At 36.7% G+C, this 19,643-nt stretch carries 16 protein-coding genes; 11 read left to right on the top strand and 5 right to left on the bottom strand.

All coding sequences use genetic code 11. The features are described from left to right. Nucleotides 1-36 precede the first annotated feature (36 nt). Complete coding sequence (locus tag H560_RS0113225; protein WP_027380489.1) at nucleotides 37-792, bottom strand: murein L,D-transpeptidase catalytic domain family protein; 756 nt, start codon at nucleotides 790-792, stop codon at nucleotides 37-39. Nucleotides 793-918: 126 nt separating this feature from the next. Then, entirely contained in the window at nucleotides 919-1,362 is a 444-nt protein-coding gene (gene msrB / locus H560_RS0113230) for a peptide-methionine (R)-S-oxide reductase MsrB (RefSeq protein WP_027380490.1), read from the bottom strand. A 263-nt stretch (nucleotides 1,363-1,625) separates the two neighbouring features. Between msrB and H560_RS0113235 the strand changes: the two genes are divergently transcribed. Together H560_RS0113235 and H560_RS0113240 are read left to right on the top strand one after the other, a co-directional pair. After that, nucleotides 1,626-2,870, top strand: coding sequence for a DUF445 domain-containing protein (locus H560_RS0113235; protein WP_027380491.1), 1,245 nt, complete (start codon nucleotides 1,626-1,628; stop codon nucleotides 2,868-2,870). A gap of 30 nt (nucleotides 2,871-2,900) precedes the next feature. After that, the gene (locus tag H560_RS0113240; protein WP_027380492.1) at nucleotides 2,901-3,782 is read left to right on the top strand and encodes a hypothetical protein; all 882 of its coding nucleotides are present in this window, start codon (nucleotides 2,901-2,903) and stop codon (nucleotides 3,780-3,782) included. A gap of 48 nt (nucleotides 3,783-3,830) precedes the next feature. Here the strand turns inward: H560_RS0113240 and H560_RS0113245 are convergent, their stop codons facing one another. Then, nucleotides 3,831-4,868, bottom strand: coding sequence for a quinone-dependent dihydroorotate dehydrogenase (locus H560_RS0113245; RefSeq protein WP_027380493.1), 1,038 nt, complete (start codon nucleotides 4,866-4,868; stop codon nucleotides 3,831-3,833). 208 nt (nucleotides 4,869-5,076) lie between these two features. Beyond that, a complete protein-coding gene (locus H560_RS0113250; RefSeq protein WP_027380494.1) occupies nucleotides 5,077-5,772 on the bottom strand; it encodes a pseudouridine synthase in 696 nt (231 codons plus the stop codon). Between the two features lie 350 nt (nucleotides 5,773-6,122). Here H560_RS0113250 and H560_RS0113260 point away from each other — a divergent pair, with 350 nt between their 5' ends. The 3 genes from H560_RS0113260 (at nucleotide 6,123) to H560_RS0113270 (ending at nucleotide 9,548) form a co-directional block, all read left to right on the top strand. Further along, nucleotides 6,123-7,664, top strand: a complete 1,542-nt coding sequence (locus H560_RS0113260) for a glycine--tRNA ligase (protein ID WP_027380496.1) — start codon at nucleotides 6,123-6,125, stop codon at nucleotides 7,662-7,664. Nucleotides 7,665-7,748: 84 nt separating this feature from the next. Beyond that, entirely contained in the window at nucleotides 7,749-8,888 is a 1,140-nt protein-coding gene (locus tag H560_RS0113265; protein WP_034752856.1) for a serine hydrolase domain-containing protein, read from the top strand. A 45-nt stretch (nucleotides 8,889-8,933) separates the two neighbouring features. Next, entirely contained in the window at nucleotides 8,934-9,548 is a 615-nt protein-coding gene (locus tag H560_RS0113270) for a YdeI/OmpD-associated family protein (RefSeq protein ID WP_027380498.1), read from the top strand. Nucleotides 9,549-9,598: 50 nt separating this feature from the next. Here H560_RS0113270 and H560_RS0113275 read toward each other — a convergent pair whose 3' ends face one another. Then, entirely contained in the window at nucleotides 9,599-10,870 is a 1,272-nt protein-coding gene (locus tag H560_RS0113275) for a Y-family DNA polymerase (protein WP_027380499.1), read from the bottom strand. Between the two features lie 206 nt (nucleotides 10,871-11,076). Between H560_RS0113275 and H560_RS21615 the strand changes: the two genes are divergently transcribed. From H560_RS21615 to H560_RS22440, 6 genes are all read left to right on the top strand, one after another. Beyond that, a complete protein-coding gene (locus tag H560_RS21615) occupies nucleotides 11,077-11,553 on the top strand; it encodes a M15 family metallopeptidase (protein WP_228372474.1) in 477 nt (158 codons plus the stop codon). A 190-nt stretch (nucleotides 11,554-11,743) separates the two neighbouring features. Continuing rightward, entirely contained in the window at nucleotides 11,744-12,781 is a 1,038-nt protein-coding gene (locus H560_RS0113285) for a patatin-like phospholipase family protein (RefSeq protein WP_027380500.1), read from the top strand. A gap of 309 nt (nucleotides 12,782-13,090) precedes the next feature. After that, complete coding sequence (locus tag H560_RS22965) at nucleotides 13,091-13,261, top strand: hypothetical protein (RefSeq protein WP_162143861.1); 171 nt, start codon at nucleotides 13,091-13,093, stop codon at nucleotides 13,259-13,261. Nucleotides 13,262-13,536: 275 nt separating this feature from the next. Next, the gene (locus H560_RS0113295; protein WP_027380501.1) at nucleotides 13,537-14,169 is read left to right on the top strand and encodes a leucine-rich repeat domain-containing protein; all 633 of its coding nucleotides are present in this window, start codon (nucleotides 13,537-13,539) and stop codon (nucleotides 14,167-14,169) included. Between the two features lie 2 nt (nucleotides 14,170-14,171). After that, nucleotides 14,172-15,836, top strand: a complete 1,665-nt coding sequence (locus H560_RS0113300) for a hypothetical protein (RefSeq protein ID WP_027380502.1) — start codon at nucleotides 14,172-14,174, stop codon at nucleotides 15,834-15,836. A 20-nt stretch (nucleotides 15,837-15,856) separates the two neighbouring features. Then, a complete protein-coding gene (locus tag H560_RS22440) occupies nucleotides 15,857-19,642 on the top strand; it encodes a hypothetical protein (RefSeq protein ID WP_051289332.1) in 3,786 nt (1,261 codons plus the stop codon). Nucleotide 19,643: the final 1 nt, after the last annotated feature.

The following is a 19,643-nucleotide window of genomic DNA, read 5'->3' on the forward strand; positions in this document are numbered from 1 at the left end:
ATAAAAAAGCAGTCAAAAAAATGACTGCTTTTTGTGTTATGATTTCAACCATTCCGATTGGGAAAGGTAATTCTGGTCCGGATAATAAATGAAAAGAAGATTTCTTCCTTTTATTGTGTTAATGATCGGCTGTGTAAGGTCTCTCGGAACAGCAGGGCAACCCCAGCTTCTCCCGATTCTCTTATGCATTGCTGCAAAATCTTCGCTTACATAATCTGCACCGTGCATCACGATAGCTCTTTTGTAAGCAGCATCATTAAAACCTTTGTCCATACCCAATAATCTAAGAGAGTACCCGTTTTCCCCGTCATAAGTGGCATCCGTGATATAAAATCCAAGGCTGCTCTGTAACGAACTTTCCGTGTTAGAAAAATTCGTTGCAAATTCTTCGCCTGTATTTTTACCGTGTGCAACTAATGAGTTGAATAAAACTTTTCTCTCATTCATATCAATTACCCAAAGTCTTTTTGTATTTGATGACATAGAAAAATCGCATACCGTAAGTAAATGCGAATCCTGATTAAGTAAACCTGCCTTCTTTAAGTTTTCATACCCTGTGAGAGCTTTAAAGAAAACATCCTGGTTCAGCTCATGCCCTTGTTCAAATGCAATAGATCTGTATAATTCTTCTGATGAAGATACAGTATTTGTGATCTTCTCAGATTTCGTGTTGGCTAATCTTTCAATTTTTTTTGTACTGATTTCATTCTTCGAGACTGCCTTTTTTGGAGACAGGTAGAATGAAGTAGTTACCATGTAAATGATACCTAATAAGCTATAAAATCCTTTCATTCAATATTATGTTAAATCCAATTGAGTAAGCAAATTTAGAAAAACATAAATATTTCGGGGAATAAACTGTATAAGTTTAACGCAATTTAAGAAACTTTAACTTACTGATTTTGTGATTAAAATAGCTTATTTTTCACGATCCGGAACAAATTCCAAGCTGAGCGAATTCATACAGTAACGCAGTCCGGTGGGCTTTGGGCCGTCATCAAAAACATGTCCCAAATGGGAATCACAACGCTGACATAGAACCTCTACCCTGTCCATCCCGTAGGTAAGATCACGCTTGTAGTAGACTCCTTGTTTATCTGCTTCAAAAAAGCTTGGCCATCCGCAGCTGCTGGAAAATTTTGAATCCGAACGGAACAGGTGATTTCCGCAGACCGCACAATAATATTCGCCCACCTCATCAAATTCATTGTATTTCCCTGTAAAAGCTCTTTCCGTAGCGGCCTCTCTTGCAATAGCATATACATCCGGAGCCAGGATTCTTTTCCATTCTTCATTAGAAACTTCCAGTTTTGTAGTGTCTGTTCTGGAATAGTATGGATTGTTTTTTGCTTCGTTTTCCATAGAATTATTTTAAATATTTTGTTTAAAAAATTAAACTACAAAAGGCACAAAAGCTTTTGACACTTTAAAACATTTATTTTAAAACGTTTACAGCTTTGAAAACAATAATTCACACAAGAAGAAAATCAAGATTTTCGAAAGCTAATGTGTACTTTTTGTTGTATAATTTTAACTTTAACTAAATTATGTGTTTAAATTTTTTGTGACTTATATGGTTACAATAAATCATAAGTTTCACAACCAAATTTACTAAATTTGAGAGTATGAATGATGAAGCCAAAAGAAAACAGCTCAAAAAATATAAAGCATTCGCCACCGGATTATTTCTTCTGATGGCTGTTATTTTCGTTATTACAACTATTTTACAAAAGTCCCACGATACGCATTGGCTTGGATATGTGCGTGCCTTTTCGGAAGCTGCGATGGTAGGAGCTTTGGCAGACTGGTTTGCGGTTACTGCATTGTTCCGTCACCCTTTGGGGCTGCCTATTCCCCACACCAACCTCATCGAAAACAGCAAGCAGAGCCTGGGTGATAATCTGGGAAGTTTTGTGGTTAATAACTTCCTTTCACCTCAAAATATCCGTCCGTATATCCAAAAATTAAAAATCTCGAATTTCGTTGGAGAATGGCTCGGAAAGGAGAAAAACCAGGAAATTCTCATTAAAAATCTTTCTGATATTATTCTTGATATTCTCAGTAAGCTTGACGATTCTGAAGTAAGTCATTTCATCAGCAAAAAGGTAACGGAAATGACCGATAATATCAAGCTTAATGCTATTCTCGGAAACGGAATCAATTATCTTCTGGATAAAAATGATCATCAGAAAATCATCACCAATCTTTCGGCGCAAATAAAAAATTATATCCTCGAAAATGATGAAATGATCAAGGACCGCGTAAAAAAAGGAAGCTACACTTTCATACCAGCATTTGTTGATAATAAAATTGCAGATAAAATATCAACCGGGCTTTCGGATTTTTTCAGAGAAGTGGAAGAAGATCCGGATCATGAGATCAGGGGTTTGGTGACAAGAAAGATTTATGAGTTTTCCAATGAATTAAAACAAGATCCTAAATGGGAAAATGAATTTAAAACCATTAAAAAAGATCTCCTTAAAAATGAAAAGCTGAATGAATATTCAAACGACATCTGGATTTCCATTAAAAATACGCTTAAAAATGAACTACAGGAAGACGAATCTTCATTAAAAAAATACGTTTCCAAAAACCTGAATGAATTTTCACAAAATCTTAAAACAGACGAAAATCTTCAAAATAAAATAGATCACTGGGTCCGTGTGACTGCTTATAAATATATTCTAAAAAATACGCATCAGTTCGGCAGCCTTATAAGCTCCACCGTAGGAAACTGGCAGGGAAAAGAATTAAGCGAAAAACTGGAGCTGGAAGTAGGAAAAGACCTGCAGTTCATCCGGGTGAACGGAACATTGGTCGGAGGCTTGGTAGGCTTGATCATTTACACCATCGCACACTTCTTCCTCTAAAAACTTTTTACACCAAACTCTAACTAAACCATGAAAAACATTTTAACTCTTTTATTTTATTTCTGCAGCATTCTCTGTTTCAGCCAAAAAGTGGAACTAAAAAAAATAACCGACTCCTCACAGATTTTTAAAGGAGAAATTGCAGGAAGTCCCATTACCATACAGCTTAATTACAGTGGAATTATTGATTGTCACCAGTACCAGCATTTTGTGGACGGCTGGTATTATTATGATAAATACAAAAAGAAAATCTCTCTTACCGGAGTTTACAACCTTGGAGACCTGTACCTTTTTAATTTTGGGGATCAACAGAAAAAAGCGACAAAAAGCTTCAGACAAAAAATAACCCGCGACCTCATCGAAAAGTCAGACAGTATCGCAAAAACGTTGAAGGCAAAAGAAATACTGAGCTTTTCCGGGCAGGATTTTGACAAGCCGGTTGCAGGAAATTTTTATTTAGGAAATAAGACCCATGCGGCAAAATTATTCACAAAAGACACCCGGATTTACCGTTACAATAATTACATTACCATTCCGAACAATAAAAAAATCAACACCTATGATTTTATCAATCCGCGTGGCGGAAATGAGCTCATTTCCTATGCTTCCGATAAATATGGCAACAGGGTTTTATTGTATTTTGAAGAAGTGTCCAATTTCAATTTCTGCGGAATGTGCGGGGCAAGCGACGGCGAAAAAGGTTACCGGGTCATCTATTTTACCAACGACTGGAACTTTAAAAAATATGAAGATTTTCTTACAGAAAGCTGTATCGAAAATATTTATGACACTAAAATGACGAAATCAAAAGAGGGTAAGATTTTAAAATTTAATATTCAGAAAACAACGGTTTCGCCGGCATATACTTTAACAGTGGATGTAAAAAATGCTTCTGTGATAAAGTCAAAATAAAAAAGAGAGCCCAAATTGACTCTCTAATATTTTAATTTTTTAATTTAATTATCTCGGTAATCTGCTTGCTCTTATCAAAAGTTCTTTATTAATATCATTAATCAGTTCCGGGCCTTCATAGATAAATCCGGTGTAAAGCTGAATCAGACTCGCTCCGGCATCCAGTTTTTCAATCGCATCCTTTGCAGAATGAATACCTCCGACACCGATGATCGGAAAAGCTCTGTCGCTTTTGTCCGCCAGATATTTGATCATTTTTGTGCTTCTCTCACGAATCGGTTTCCCGCTTAAACCGCCGTTTCCGATTTGTGCTAAAACTTCAGGTGATGTTTTTAAACCTTCCCTGTTCACAGAAGTGTTTGAAACTACGATACCGTCTATTTTTGTTTCTGAAATCAATTCAATAATTTCATCTAGCTGATTGTTATTAAGATCCGGAGCAATTTTCAAAAGAATCGGTTTCTGTACAGCTTTTGTCTGATTGATTTTTTTAACTTCTGTAATTAATTCACGAAGATATTCTACGTCTTCCAGTTTCGCGTGGCTTCCTACATTCGGGCAGCTTACATTCAGAACGAAATAATCTACATAAGGATGAAGACCTTCAAAGCAATCCAAATAATCCTGAGTGTAATTTTCCGGTGCCGTATCTGTATTTTTCCCGATATTTCCGCCGATAATTATTTTGCCTTTGTTGCCTTTCAGCTTTTCAATGGCAGCTTCAAGTCCATCGTTGTTGAAACCCATTCTGTTGATAATTCCACCATCTTCAATGAGACGGAATAATCTTTTCTTAGGATTTCCGGCCTGCGCTCTAGGCGTAACCGTACCAATTTCAACAAATCCAAAGCCTAAATCTCCCAGTTCATTAAACAAAACCGCATTTTTATCGAAACCTGCCGCTAATCCAACCGGATTTTTAAATTTTAAACCGAAAACTTCTCTTTCCAGACGCTTGTCTTCAATAGGTTTTGGAAAAAATAATTTAGTAAGAAATCCGAAATTCTTAAGCACCGAAAAGGTAAAGTGATGAACTTCTTCGGGATCATATTTGAAAAGAATCGGGCGAATGAGCGATTTGTACATTGAAAAAAAGTTTTACAAAAATACTCATTTTAAATTTAATGTTTGATTACCACATGATACTTTATGAAAAAAGATATTATAAATGATATCTATAAGATACAAAGCCTACGCTGATTTAATGAAGCTACATCTTGAAGAGCCGTGAAACAAATTTTTGCCTTTACTTCCTAAATAAACATTGAGCAATAAAATCTTTGCGTTTAAATCATTAAGAATAAGAACTCAGATCCAATTTCAAAATGTTCCCTACTCTTTTGAACTCTTCATCTATAGTCGCATTTACCGTAATTCTTTCGTTAGAAACAGGATGATTAAAAATCAACTGATGGGCATGAAGTGTCATTTTATTGATACCGAATGTTTCCAGCCACAATTTATTCTGTTTATTACAACCATGTTTTCTGCAGCCTAAAATTGGGTGCAAAATATGCTTAAAATGTTTTCTCAGCTGATGAAATCTTCCCGTTTCAGGGATGGCTTCCACCAGACAATATCTGGAAGTCTGATGTTTTAAAAAAGGTAAAGCTATTTCTGAAGTCTGCAGACGATGATAATAAGTAACTGCATTTTGTCTGATTTCATTTTCATTAATTAAATCATAATCAATGGTTTCCTCTTCCTTCGTCCAGCCACGAAGAATAGCAATATATTTTTTTTCCACTTCCCTAGTTGCAAATCTCTCACTCATGATCCTAAGCGTTTCTTTATCTAATGTGAAAAGTAAAACTCCCGAAGTTTTTCGGTCTAAACGATGCACCGGATACACTTTTTGCCCGATCTGCTTTTTCAACTCCTGAATGGCATAAGTATCGGCTTCGCCGGAGTAAAATGATTTATGAACCAATAATCCGCTGGGTTTGTTGATAGCAATAAGGCGTTCGTCACGATAAAGAATTTCTAACATAGGGCAAAAGTAGATATTTTTCAATTGCTAACCTTCAGGGTTTTGAAAACCTTGAAGGTTTTAGAAAAAAGTGGTGCTTGTCTGTTAATTAAACCTAACGGGTTTTAAAAACCCGTTAGGTTTTGTAAAGGTACAACAGTCAATAGCCCTGATTGAGCGGCATGTCTGAGCTCTTTTCTGGGATTTGGGTTTGGGCGGGGGCTCCGCCCCCGCCCAAACCCAAATCCCAGAAAAAGCGAGTAGCGAAAGCAGGTTCCCGGCTCCTAATTCCCATATAAACAAAAACTTCTGCCTTACAGCTTCCAACTTCCCGCTTTTTCACTATTTTTGCAACTTCAGACGATAAAAATATGGCAAAGCAAGAAGATGTTTTCAAGAAAGTGATTTCTCACGCTAAAGAATACGGTTTTATTTTCCCTTCCAGTGAGATCTACGACGGTTTATCCGCTGTGTATGATTATGGACAGAACGGTGCCGAACTAAAAAATAATATCAAACAATACTGGTGGAAAGCGATGGTACAGCTTAACGAAAATATTGTGGGTATTGATTCGGCAATTTTGATGCACCCTACAACATGGAAGGCATCAGGCCACGTAGATGCTTTCAACGATCCACTGATTGATAATAAGGATTCTAAAAAACGTTTCAGAGCAGATGTTTTGGTGGAAGATTATTGCGCTAAAATTGAAGATAAAGAAAATAAGGAAATCGAAAAGGCGGCGAAAAGATTCGGTGAATCCTTTGATAAAGATCAGTTTGTTGCAACGAATCCAAAAGTATTGGAATACAGGGCAAAAAGAGAAGCCATTCTTTCAAGACTGGCAAAATCTCTGGAAAATGAAGATCTTGCTGATGTAAAAGCTTTAATTGAAGAATTGGAAATTGCTGATCCTGACACGGGTTCTAAAAACTGGACGGAAGTAAGACAGTTCAACCTGATGTTCGGAACGAAACTGGGTGCTTCTGCAGATTCCGCGATGGATCTTTATTTAAGACCGGAGACAGCGCAGGGTATTTTCGTTAATTTCTTGAATGTACAGAAAACTTCACGTCACAAGCTTCCTTTCGGTATTGCACAAATCGGAAAAGCATTTAGAAATGAGATTGTTGCAAGACAGTTTATTTTCAGAATGCGTGAATTCGAACAAATGGAAATGCAGTTCTTCGTTGCTCCGGGAACGGAACTAGAATTCTACGAACAATGGAAACAAAAGCGTCTGAATTGGCACTTAGCTTTAGGTTTGGGTGATGAAAACTACAGATTTCATGATCATGAGAAACTGGCCCACTATGCGAATGCTGCGGCAGATATTGAGTTTAATTTCCCCTTCGGATTCAAAGAACTGGAAGGTATTCATTCAAGGACAGATTTCGATTTAAAAGCTCATGAAGAGTTCTCAGGAAGAAAGCTTCAATTCTTCGACCCGGAAAGAAATGAAAATTATGTTCCATACGTAGTGGAAACTTCGGTTGGTTTAGACAGATTATTCCTTTCTATTTTCGCTCATTGCTTAAGAGATGAAACTTTGGAAGATGGTTCAGAAAGAACGGTTTTATCTTTACCACCAGCTTTAGCACCAATCAAAGCTGCAATTCTTCCATTAATGAAAAAAGATGGTTTAGCTGAATATGCAGAACAGATTTTCAATGATTTGAAGTACGATTTCAACCTATTCTACGAAGAAAAAGATGCAATTGGAAAACGCTACAGAAGACAGGATGCTATCGGGACGCCTTACTGTATCACCATAGACCACGATTCTTTGACAAATCACACCGTGACAATAAGAGACAGAGACACCATGCAACAGGAAAGGGTTCCGGTTTCCGAGCTGAGAAGAATCATTGACGAAAAAACGAATTTCAGAAATTTACTTTCTAAAATATAGATTGAAAGCCTTGAGAAATCAGGGCTTTTTTTATGTTCTTTTTTTGAATAGATTTGTTTCTAAACTATTTAATTCAAAATATTTATGGGGCTGATCATCTTACAAGGCATTTTAATTCTCCTTATTATTTCGGTTATCCTTGTTTACATTTTAGGATACGGCTATCTGTTTAACGGGATTTCCAAAACCTATCTTAAAGGAAAACTAAGTGCTAATATCGACGACGGAAAGTTTTTTACCAGCAACCTCATCGCCACAAAAAATCCGAAACCCTGGCGGGAAGCGGCAACATACAATAAAACTGAACTTCCGAAAAATATAATTGATGATTTAAAGCACTCGAACACTGCATCATTCCTTGTTGTTAAGGATGGAGAACTTGTTCATGAACAATATTTCAACGGCTATCATAAATTATCCAACACCAATTCTTTTTCGATGGCTAAAGCCATCACTGTAATGCTTTTCGGAAAAGCCCTGGAAGAAGGGAAAATTAAAAATATTGATGCTCTTTTTTCGGATTATTTTCAAGAGTTTAAGCAGAAAGAATTTGGTAAAAACTTAACCCTTAAAAATTTAGCCCAAATGGAAGCCGGCCTTAATTGGGACGAAGATTATAAAAATCCTTTTTTGCCCAACGCAAAAGCTTATTATGGAAGAAGCCTTATAAAAGCTACTTTTTCAAGAAAATTTAAAGAAAATCCGGGAGAAAAATTTGAATATCAGAGCGGCTCCACACAACTGCTGGGATTTGCCGTAAGAAAAGCGGTGGGACAATCTCTGGCCAGCTATTTATCTGAAAAATTCTGGGTTCCGATGGGTATGGAATATGCTGCAACCTGGAGCACAGACGAAAGCGGCATGGAAAAAACCTACTGCTGCATCCATTCCAACGCAAGAGATTTTGCAAAGCTGGGACAGTTATTTTTAGATAACGGAAAAGTTGGCGACCAACAGCTCTTAAATCCTGATTTTATCAACCAAATGAAAAATCCCACCGAAAAATCCCAGCAAATCTACGGAATGGGCTTTTGGATTAATAATGATAACCCTATTAAACATTATTATTTTCTGGGACTTCAGGGACAATATATTATCATGGTTCCGGAACATAAAATGGTCATCGTAAGAACCGGCAGCTACAATAATCTTCCGAAAACCGACAGAGGAAGGCCCGATCAGGTGAAGTTTTTAGTAAATGAAACCGTAAAATTATTTGCTTAAAGGCTGGAACTAAGGTTTAAGTTTAAAATATTTAAAAGTAATAAGATGGAAAAATACAATCCTTCCGTGGATGAATATATTGAGAAATCTGCAGATTTTGCAAAACCTATCCTAAACTATCTCCGGGAAGTTGTTCATGAAGTATGTCCCGATTGCGAAGAAGCTATAAAATGGAAATTTCCAACTTTTATGTATAAAGGAAAAATTCTTTGTTCAATGGTTGCATTCAAAAATTATTGCAGCATGGGCTTCTGGCTTCATGGTGAGATGAAAACCATAAAGAATCTTGAAACCGATGTTGAAAAAACCAATATGTTCAGCCTTGGAAAGATCACTACAACAGAAGATCTGCCTCCCAAACCTCAGCTCACAAAAATTATCCAAGAAGCCATGGAATTAACAGATATGGGGGTTACTTTGAAGAAAGCGCCACCATCTAAAACAGAAATTGCAGTTCCTGATGAGTTTCAAAGTGCATTAAATGAAAACAAAAAAGCTTTACAGGTATTTGAAAAAGCGTCACCTTCTTTCCGGAAAGAATACATCACTTGGATTATTGATGCTAAAACAGAGGCCACCAGAAACAAAAGAATAGACCAGGTTCTGGAATGGATTTCTGAAGGAAAAGGACGAAACTGGAAATATGAAAAAAAGAAATAAGCGCGTCTGAATTTGCAATGGAAGCAGAAGTTTTTCTTTAAACTAAGTTTTTAGTGGAACCGGAAGTTGGCTTCATTTAGCGTATTATTTTTTAAGAATGCTTCATATTCCGGAGACAGTTGGGCACGCCCGAAAGTATTTTGACCACTCATGCTTCCAAGCCGCACTTTATCTTTCCCATATTTCTTATTCATGGCATCCATTGCCTTCATTACCGGCAGATGCTGATTTTGGGTATCTTCTTCAAAAAGATTGATTAATCTCTGATCTTCAGGAACGAAATCATTTACAATAACGCCTGCTTTTTTATAATGAAATCCTTCTCTGTAAATACTTTCAAACAGTTCATTCACTACCCTTCCAATGAGGATGGAGGAATTTGTAGGATTAGGAAGAATTTTTGTGGCTGCATTTCTGTATTCCGGAAGATCTTTCCTGAAACGGTTCGTCTGCACAAAAACCGTGACCTTTTTACAGCAGGTATTTTGCCTTCTGAGCCTTTCAGAACAATACATACCGAAAGTTTCCAAACGTTCACGGACATCCTCTTTTTTTGTGAGCATTTCCATGAAGCTTCTTGTGACCGCAATGGATTTTTTTGCTGATGGAGTATCTAATTCCAATTGACGAATTCCCTTCAGCTCGTTAATCATCCGTACCCCATGAATTCCCATTACTTTACGGACCCACATTTCAGGTTTTTGGAGCAGATCCCATGCTTTGTGAACGCCGCTATCCTGCATTTTAACGGTAAGTCTTCTTCCGATTCCCCAAACATCTCCAATATTTAGCCATTTTAGTGCTTTTTCGATTTTTTCAGGAGTATCTAAAATGTAAACACCATTGAATTTCTCAGGAAAATCTTTGACAATCCTGTTCGCAACCTTACACAAGGTTTTTGTAGGGGCAATTCCTATGCTTACCGGAATATTTGCCTCTTCTTTAATTTTATCTTTAATCTCAAGACAGTAATCGTAAATACTGACATATTTAAAACCGGTAAGATTTAAAAACAATTCATCAATACTGTAGACTTCATGCTCTACAACATAGGACTTTGCAATACGAATAACCTGCTGGCTTTTAAAATTATACAACTCAAATTTCGCAGAAAAAGATTTCACGTCATGTTCCTTGAAAAGCTTTTTATACTTAAACGCAGGAGCCGCCATCGGAATTCCAAGCTCTTTGGCTTCCTTGCTTCGGGACACAACACATCCGTCGTTGTTGGAAAGAACCACAACGGGCTTATTTTCCAGCTCAGGATCTAAAGTCCGTTCACAGGAAACAAAAAAATTATTGCAATCTACTAAAGCATACATGGCTTACTGATGAAACATTTTCAATACAAAATTATAACTTTTTGAATAGATATTTATGTTAAATTTAAATTTTAACAGTATATTAAATATTTGATTATCAATACATTAATTTACTCCAAATACGTCAAGTTTTGTCGTACCACAGCGCTAACTTTGCTTTCCAAAAACATTAAATAATTGATATGGATAAAGTGACTTTATAGAGAATAGAAAAGCTTCACCCGTCAGTAAGGGAAGAAGTAAAACAGATCATTAAAGAATGTGACACAGCCTTAACGGGAAGAGCGAAAGTAAGAATTACGCAGGGCCTGAGAAGTTTTGAAGAGCAGGAAAAACTGTACGCAATCGGAAGAATTACCACAGGAAAAAAAGTAACCAATGCCAAGGCCGGACAAAGCATTCACAATTATGGCTTCGCAGTGGATATTTGTATGATGATTGACGGGAAAACTGCGAGCTGGGACACCGTAAAAGACTGGGATAACGATAAAGTAGCCGACTGGTACGAATGCGTAAAGATTTTTGCAAAACACGGCTGGGACTGGGGTGGAAACTGGAAAACCTTTAAGGACCTTCCCCATTTTGAAAAGAAAAGCATCCTGACGAAAAAAGGTATAGTAAAAACAAGCTGGAGAACACTCATAAAAATGAATACAGATGAGGACGGGTATGTGGTTATTTAATTCTCCTTTAATTGAAATTTATTTTTAACACGACAAGTTCTGTCGCTTCCCCGACCTACCTTTGCTTTACAGGAAAACACCAAAAGCGATCTCAATAATAAGCTAAAACCAATAGTTAATTCTTCGGAAAACTATTGGTTTTACTTGTCTAAGGCTGCTAAGGTTTTTCCAGGAAAAATGTAAAAGCAACATGAAAAAGACAACCATTCTTTCTTTGGACGGGGGCGGAATCAGGGGAATTATCACCTGCATTATTCTGCGTTACATAGAAGAGCAGCTGCAGATTCATGATAAACCAAGCGCCAAGCTTGGAGACTATTTTGATCTCGTGGCCGGAAGCAGCACAGGAGGGCTGATTGCGTCTATTATTCTATGTCCCGATGAACACCGGAAGGCAAAGTATTCTATCCAGAAAGGATTAGAATTATACGCCGAAAAAGGTGGCGACATATTCCAGGTTTCTTTTTGGGAGCGTTTAGTAAATCCGTTTGGATTAATTAATGAAAAAATCTCACAGGAAGAGCTTGAAAAAAATTTGAATGACTTTTTTGGAAATTTAGAACTAAAAGAATTAATAAAACCGTGTTTAATAACAAGCTATGATATCGAAAACAGAAGAGCAAAGATTTTCAACTCATGGAAGGCGAGCCTGAGTACAGATAATTTTTATGTAAAAGATGTTTGCAGAGCGACTTCGGCTGCACCTACATATTTTAGCCCGGTTCAGATTAAATCAATGTATGGGCAGATTTTCAGCCTGATAGACGGCGGTATGTTTGCCAATAATCCTGCACTTTGTGCATACGCGGAAGCCCGGAAAATACCTTTTGCGGAAGTTTTGAAGAACCATCAAAAGGCCAACCATCCTACGGTGAATGATCTCCTGATAGTTTCCATAGGAACTGGTGTAGAGTCCAGGCCATATTCCTTTAAAAAACTGCAAAAGGCCGGAAAAATAGGTTGGGTAAATCCTATTATAGACATTTTAATGTCAGCTAATGCGGAAACCGTAGATTATCAGCTATGCCAGATGTTCCAGACTTTAGGAGTGAGAAATCAGCAAAATTATTATCGACTAAATCCTTCGTTGAAAAATGCTACTCCGGCAATGGATAACGTTAGAGGATCGAATATTGAGAACCTGATACAGGCCGGATTAAGCTATATCGATGATAACAGGGAAGTTTTAAACCAAATCGTACAGAAATTAATCAAAAACAAAATATAAGCTTTACAGCTTATAACAGTCTAATATAAGCTTTTTAACTTATAACTAAAATAAATCGATTATATTCTAATTTTTTGACACTTTATTTTTCTTATTGATTAATAAATACTTAAAAGAAAATATTTTTTATTCTAAAAAACGTTTAAAACACGTCAAGTTTTGTCGCCCTCCGCTTCTATCTTTGAAGTATAAAACAAAGCACAAAACAATCAAATAAAACTTAAAAAATAACTATTGAATTCAACATTTATTAATGCTGAACAGCCAGAAAAACGCTCAATTTTTAACACCAAACACCAGTCACAAAACATGGAAACACCAAATCACAATCCAGATACTGTTTTCGATGAAGATCTCTATACCATTGAGTGGAGCGACATCGAAAATGCAGAGATAGACTATGAAAACTATCTGAATGACATCGAAAGCTTCTTCCGCGAAGATTTTGAAAAAGATATTCTTGAAGAAGATATTTATTAAACTAAATTTTTAAACACGCCAAGTTCTGTCGCTGTCTGATATTAATTTTGAAGATATAAATAAAGCAAAAAAACAATCAAATAAACTTTCTCCAATCCTTTGAATTCACCATTCACAAATATTGGACAGCCAGAACTGTGTTTAAAAACAAAAATTCAAAACAGAAAATGAAAAAGGACAAAAGTTAAAAACAACGCCTGCCAATCTTAAAATCAGGCAAAACAAAACGTATAAAAAGTTCAGTAATACAACTAATTAAACAATCACAAAAATTTATGAAAACAAAAGAAGAACTAAAACTCTATTTTGAAAATGGAGACAAGCCTACACAAGAACATTTCTGGCAATGGCTGGACTCTTATTGGCATAAGGATGAGAAAATTACACAAGATTCCTTAGAAGGAATTGAGAAAATAATTCCTTTTCTAATAAATGACAATTTACAAGGCTCAGCTATGCTGCTTACAATTCCTAAAAACACTAAAAAGATTCTAAACTCTGCGTATGCATACACGGGAATGTCATATCAAATTGTCAAAGCAGTTTTTAATGAAGGGCTTGAAGAAATAGAATCATCTGCTTTTCACACTCAAAATATTAAGAGTATTAAAACTCCTTCTACCCTGAAAATTATTGGAAGTTATGCATTTGCAAACCAAGGAAATAATATCAATGGGGTGGATTCAATAGAAGAAATTATACTTAATGAAGGACTTACCACTATTGGTAATTATGCATTTAGTTCTCCTAAAATAATACTTTGTAAAAACCTATACATTCCTTCTTCTGTACGATCCATAGGTGTAGGATCATTTGACATACCATCTTTGCAGACAGTTTCAGCTCCCACAGGATTAGACTTAAGCAATGCAGGAATTCCATCTACCGCAGTAATCACATACAGATAATCATGAAATCAAAACAAGAAATAAAAAAATTCTTCGAAAACGGAGACATCCCAAATCAGGAACAATTCTGGGAATGGCAAGACTCTTACTGGCATAAAGAAGAACAGATTCCTGCGGACAAAGTAGACTTGGATCTTTCACATAAAGCAGACCTTCTCGGTGGAAAAGTTCCCGCTTCGCAGCTTCCAAGCTATGTGGATGATGTAGTTGAATTTCCTTCTTTCTCTTCTTTACCAGCGCAGGGAGAATCGGGGAAAATTTATGTAACAATAGATAATGACAATCTTTACAGATGGGCTCAAACGCAATATGTCAATATTACACAAGGAGACATTGGAACCTTACAGACAGTTACGGAAAGAGGCAAAGAAACAACCGAAAATATTAAAATTCAGGGAATTTACTTTGGAGGATTAGAAAATGCGCAGAACATTATTATCGGAGATGAATCTACATTTGTAAATAATAGAGCTGGAGGAACTATTGCTATTGGAAAAGGAACAAAACCAGAGGGAACTGATCATCTGGTAATTGGAAATAATGCAGTGGCTATTAATGACAGTGGCTCAATTGGAAACACCGTGGTTGGACATTTCTCAATGGCACAATCCACAAGTTCAAGCGAAAATTCTGTATTTGGTTATAATGCCTTCAGTAATGCAAATAATGCATTTGCTAACACAGTTTACGGAACTTATGCTGGGTTGTTTTCAGGTGACACTTTAACGCAGAATACTATTTTGGGGTATTTTTCCGGTTGTGGCTTAGGAACCCTTTCAACTAATAATATTATTATTGGTGCAGAATCAACTTTTGGTAATGCCGTTTTACAAAATAAATTATATATACACTCTTCTACTTTAGGTTCTATCAAAACAGTTTCTCATGCTTTAATTTCAGGAGACTTTGTTGACAGATACGTCAACATCAACGGAAAATTTTCCGTAACTCCAGGTCAAATGCCTTCATCTGACAGCAGCTACACAAAAAATATTGTCGCTAAACCGGACGGAACTTTTGGATGGGAGAATAAAGTTACCGGAATTCCTTTATCTGGGACTGAAATCAACAAACCTATTACAGGAAATATTGAATTTGATAATCTGAATGGCACAAAAGTATTAAAAGGAAACGCTTACAATTCTTACATCTCTTTTTTAGATGACGGTGTTGTGGAAATTAATAATAGTCCAAACTCAAGCAATGTAGACATATCAGGAATAGACTTAAACGGAACAAGTGCCTTAGCAAACGGTATATTGGGCTCTTATTATTATGGTGCTTATTATACAGATAATTCATTTATTCAGAAAAAATATTCAGACAAACAACATTCTTATACATCTCAGGAAGAAAAAACCGGCGGAAAATGGATCAACGGAAAACCGATTTACAGAAAGACTGTAGTATATAATACCCTTCCTTATCATGGAGAAATAGATATTTCACGAGATTTTACAGATGTTGAAATGATTGTTTCCAATCAGATGTTTACAGAATGGTATGCGATGGATATTGCTTTTGCCGGAAACCAATGGAACGCAGAAGCATTCATAACAATACAGCCGAAGTCAGTGAAAATTCAGTCCATCAAAATGCCGGATTACGATTATTCACTTATTGATTCTTTCACCCTAACCCTTGAATACACAAAAACAACAAACTAACACTAAATTATTAATATAAAATGGCAACAAACGAAACACAAAACAATTCTGCACAAACTCTTTTCAGATTTGTAAGCTTAAGAAATCCGCAATTAACGGAAACTAAAAAAGAAAATCTAGGCTTTATCCTAAGATCATCCGCACTACCGAGTGCTTTTGATAATGCTGTAAACCCAAATGAATCTGCATTAGCTAAATTCCAAGCCCTGGAGCGAGCTGCAAAAAGTTTCGATCCTGCAGGATACGAATCTGAGCTGATTATCGAACAGGGAGCCTTATCCGAAGCTTTAAAAATCGGTAGAAAAATCAGTAAAAGAGAAGCTCTTACTGTAGCCGATGAAAATACAGCCAAAAGCCTGTACAACAGCAGCAGCATTCAAAGCAAAGTTGCAGCGGTATGGGATAATTTAATGTATCAAACGGTTACTGAGAAAAACTTTTATGTAAAAGAAGCTTTAGTTCATATTTTAAAAGCATTGCATTTCGGATATGTATGCGACCTGCCTGTAACGCCCGAACTTATAAAAATCAACGGAGACGACTTGAAGGCAAAGGCCCTTGAAGCAAGGGTTGTACTGCCGATGAAATTTTTCGGGGACGGTTATGAAGGAGTGGCTACAACGAATCCTTCCGGAACTACAGGAAACAATGCGTTCCAGGTAAATGTTTCTCAAATCGGAGACGGGGTGATCAACGGAACAGATATTCCAATGTCCATCCAGCAACAATTAAAGGCCGAAGGTGATAAAATCACAGAATTATCAAAACTTAATTTTGAAAAAGAAGGTCTTACGAGATTAAAAGCCGAGCTGGAAAAAATTCAGCTTGTATATGTAAAAGCTAAGAATAAAGCTTACGAAGAGGCTTTAAAGGCTTATAAGGAGCAATATAAGGAACAAATTAATGCTTATAACCTGCAGCTTGAGCATATTCAGTCTCAAATTAGAGAGGGAATGACGGAAGATCAAATCGAAGAATTATATGCAGGATTTCAACCATTAAATATTCCGGGTTTTGAATTTGTTTATAAAGAAGAGCTTAACTTCACAGATTTTACGGAGAAACTTTCCTTAGACTCTTTAAAGCTATTTGTAAATATTTTTACAGAACTGGAAAGTGGAGAAATCCCGGCGGATGGTTACGATTATTCAAATACCTTCGTATATGCAGACAGAAAGCTACAGCTGGGAAGTGCCATTATAAAAATAATCGACTTTTATGACACTTATGTTGAACTTTTTGAAAAATTAGACGAAGAGTTATCTGCCAATACCCGACAATTATTCCAAAAAGCACCACTTCAGGAGCAGAAGTATCTTAATCTTGGAAATATTCTGGTTCCTGTCAGCAATTCCAGAAGCAATCTTTCGCAGATTATTTCAAGAACCTATTATTTAAAAGCTACCTATAATCCGGTTTATTCAAGAACACCTGCATCTATTGTTTTCTATTATCAGGCAGAAAGCAGCTCTTGGGGATTAGGGTCCGCAAAAATTTTAGCTACTACGGATTTTGGAAGTTTTGAAGAAACACATTCCAATATTGCTATTGTAGATAATAAAGTAACATTCCCTCCTCTTTTAGTTGATAAATTTGGCAAGTTGATCAGGTCATTAAGAATTCAGATTTTCTTTAACAATGGAAAACAGGCAACTGTAGAATACACCGACCTTATTATAGATCAGCCTTATACTGGGATTTTATATACAGAAGAAACCTTAACCGAAGATCCTGAAACTCCCGAAGAAGGTATAGGGACACCACAGCCTGGCACTTTCTTCCCTAAACATTTCGGGGTAAAAAGATTGGGTATCGCAGATTATTTAAAAGTTGTACAGTCTACTCATGCTTATGTTCCCGGAGAAGTAACCCATATTGAGAATGTAATGGCAAAAGAGTTTAAGCAAAAATCTACCAGAAGACTGAGAAGAAGCGAAATCCAGACAACAACTTCAAAATCTACAGAAAGAGAAACTCTTAATGATACAACTACTACAACAAGAAATGATATGCAGTCTGAAGTGGCGAATATTATTCAGAGCCAAATCAATGCTGAAGCTCATTTTAGATATGGTGGTGGAAAACTGCCTTATGAAGTTGGAGGTGGTTTCGCTACAAATAATTCTAAAGAAATCAGCACCAGACAAGCTGTTGCAAAATCTCAGGAGATTACAGAAAAAGCAACCGAGAGACTTCTTACAAAAGTAGCAGAAGAAAGAATTGAAAAAATTATTGAAGAATTTGAGGAAAATAATGCTCATGGCTTTGATAACAGAAATGGAGACAAGCATGTAATCGGCGTTTACAGATGGGTAGATAAAAAAATGAAAAATCAGATCTATAATTATGGAAAACGTACCATGTTTGAATTCATGATTCCGGAACCTGCAAAATTACACCGTCTTGCAACAGCCGCTTCTGTAACTGAGACATTAACAGCACCAATTGACCCTAGAACAGCTCCGGCTCCATGGACAATGGCAGATCCTAAATCGGCAACAGTAGATCAGCTGCAGCATTGGGCAAGCATTTACAATGTAAAATTGACCGAGCTTATAGAATCTACCAAAAAATTCACTACAGGTGTACAATGGATTAAATTGAACGGGGATGGCGGTTATAAGCATTTAACAATTGACATTCCAGCGAATTACCAGGCAAGCCACGTGAAAATGTGGTACGGATTTGAAAGAAACAGATCTGGAGGAAGTACCTTATATACAAGTAATTTTGCCGGAGGTATGTCTTCTTTCTATAACGGAGGACGTTCTATTGACGCCACTGCAGAATTCTCTCCGCAAAACGTAACCGGTAGTTATGATTTTGTTTATCAAGGTTCGAATATTGATTCTGTCAACTTTAATTTTGAAGTGACTTGTAAACTTTCTGATGCCTACATGAATGCATGGAAGCAGGAAAATTTTGACGTCATCATCAAAGCTTATCAGGATGCTTATGCCGAATTCCAGGAGAAGAAAAAAGAATTGGAAGCGGCTGCAAAAGAGCAGGAAGAAGCCAACAAAGAAAAATTATCCAACTTCTACCGTGATATGGAAAGAGTAATCCTAAAACACAATTGTATTGCTTTCTTGCTTCAGGATTATTCCGCACTAGGTAAAAACCTTACCAATAATGCAAAAGCAATGCAGGATTTCAGTATTATTTTGGATGAAAACCTTGATCAGTACACGGCTTTAGCCAAGTTTATGGAACAGGCATTTGAATGGACCATTATGGATTATACCTTCTATCCGTATTATTGGGCCAACCGTGAAGAATGGCAGACGATGTACTTGTCGGAAAGTGCAGATCCATTATTCAGAAGCTTCCTGCAGGCGGGTATGGCAAGAGTAGTTGTTACGGTAAACCCTGGATTTGAAGACGCGGTTCAGTTCTTCCTTACAACCGGAAGAATCTGGAATGGCGGAGAAGTTCCTGTAATAGGAGACCCGATGTATATGAGTATTGTTGATGAAATGCGTGAGCCAGTAGGTGTAAAACAAGGAAAAGCCTGGATCACCACTTTACCGACCTCGCTAAACATTCTTCAAAAAGATTCTGCCGGATTGATAACTGCTACAGCATTACCATTCACACAGGAAAATACTGAGGAGTTTGAAGTTCCTTCTGATGTAGTTACAGAAACTGAATTCTCAATTGTAGATTCTCAATTGAATTCCGGAGACGACAGATTTGTCGACAACATTGAATTAAATAACGGATTCCTTCAGCTCACTACAGATGACAACCCAAAAGAAGTCGTAGCCCAGCTTCCTTTAGCTGACCTTAAAGAGGCTCTTCAATAAT

The sequence above is a fragment of the Chryseobacterium daeguense DSM 19388 genome (assembly GCF_000430825.1).
Classification (GTDB): domain Bacteria; phylum Bacteroidota; class Bacteroidia; order Flavobacteriales; family Weeksellaceae; genus Chryseobacterium; species Chryseobacterium daeguense.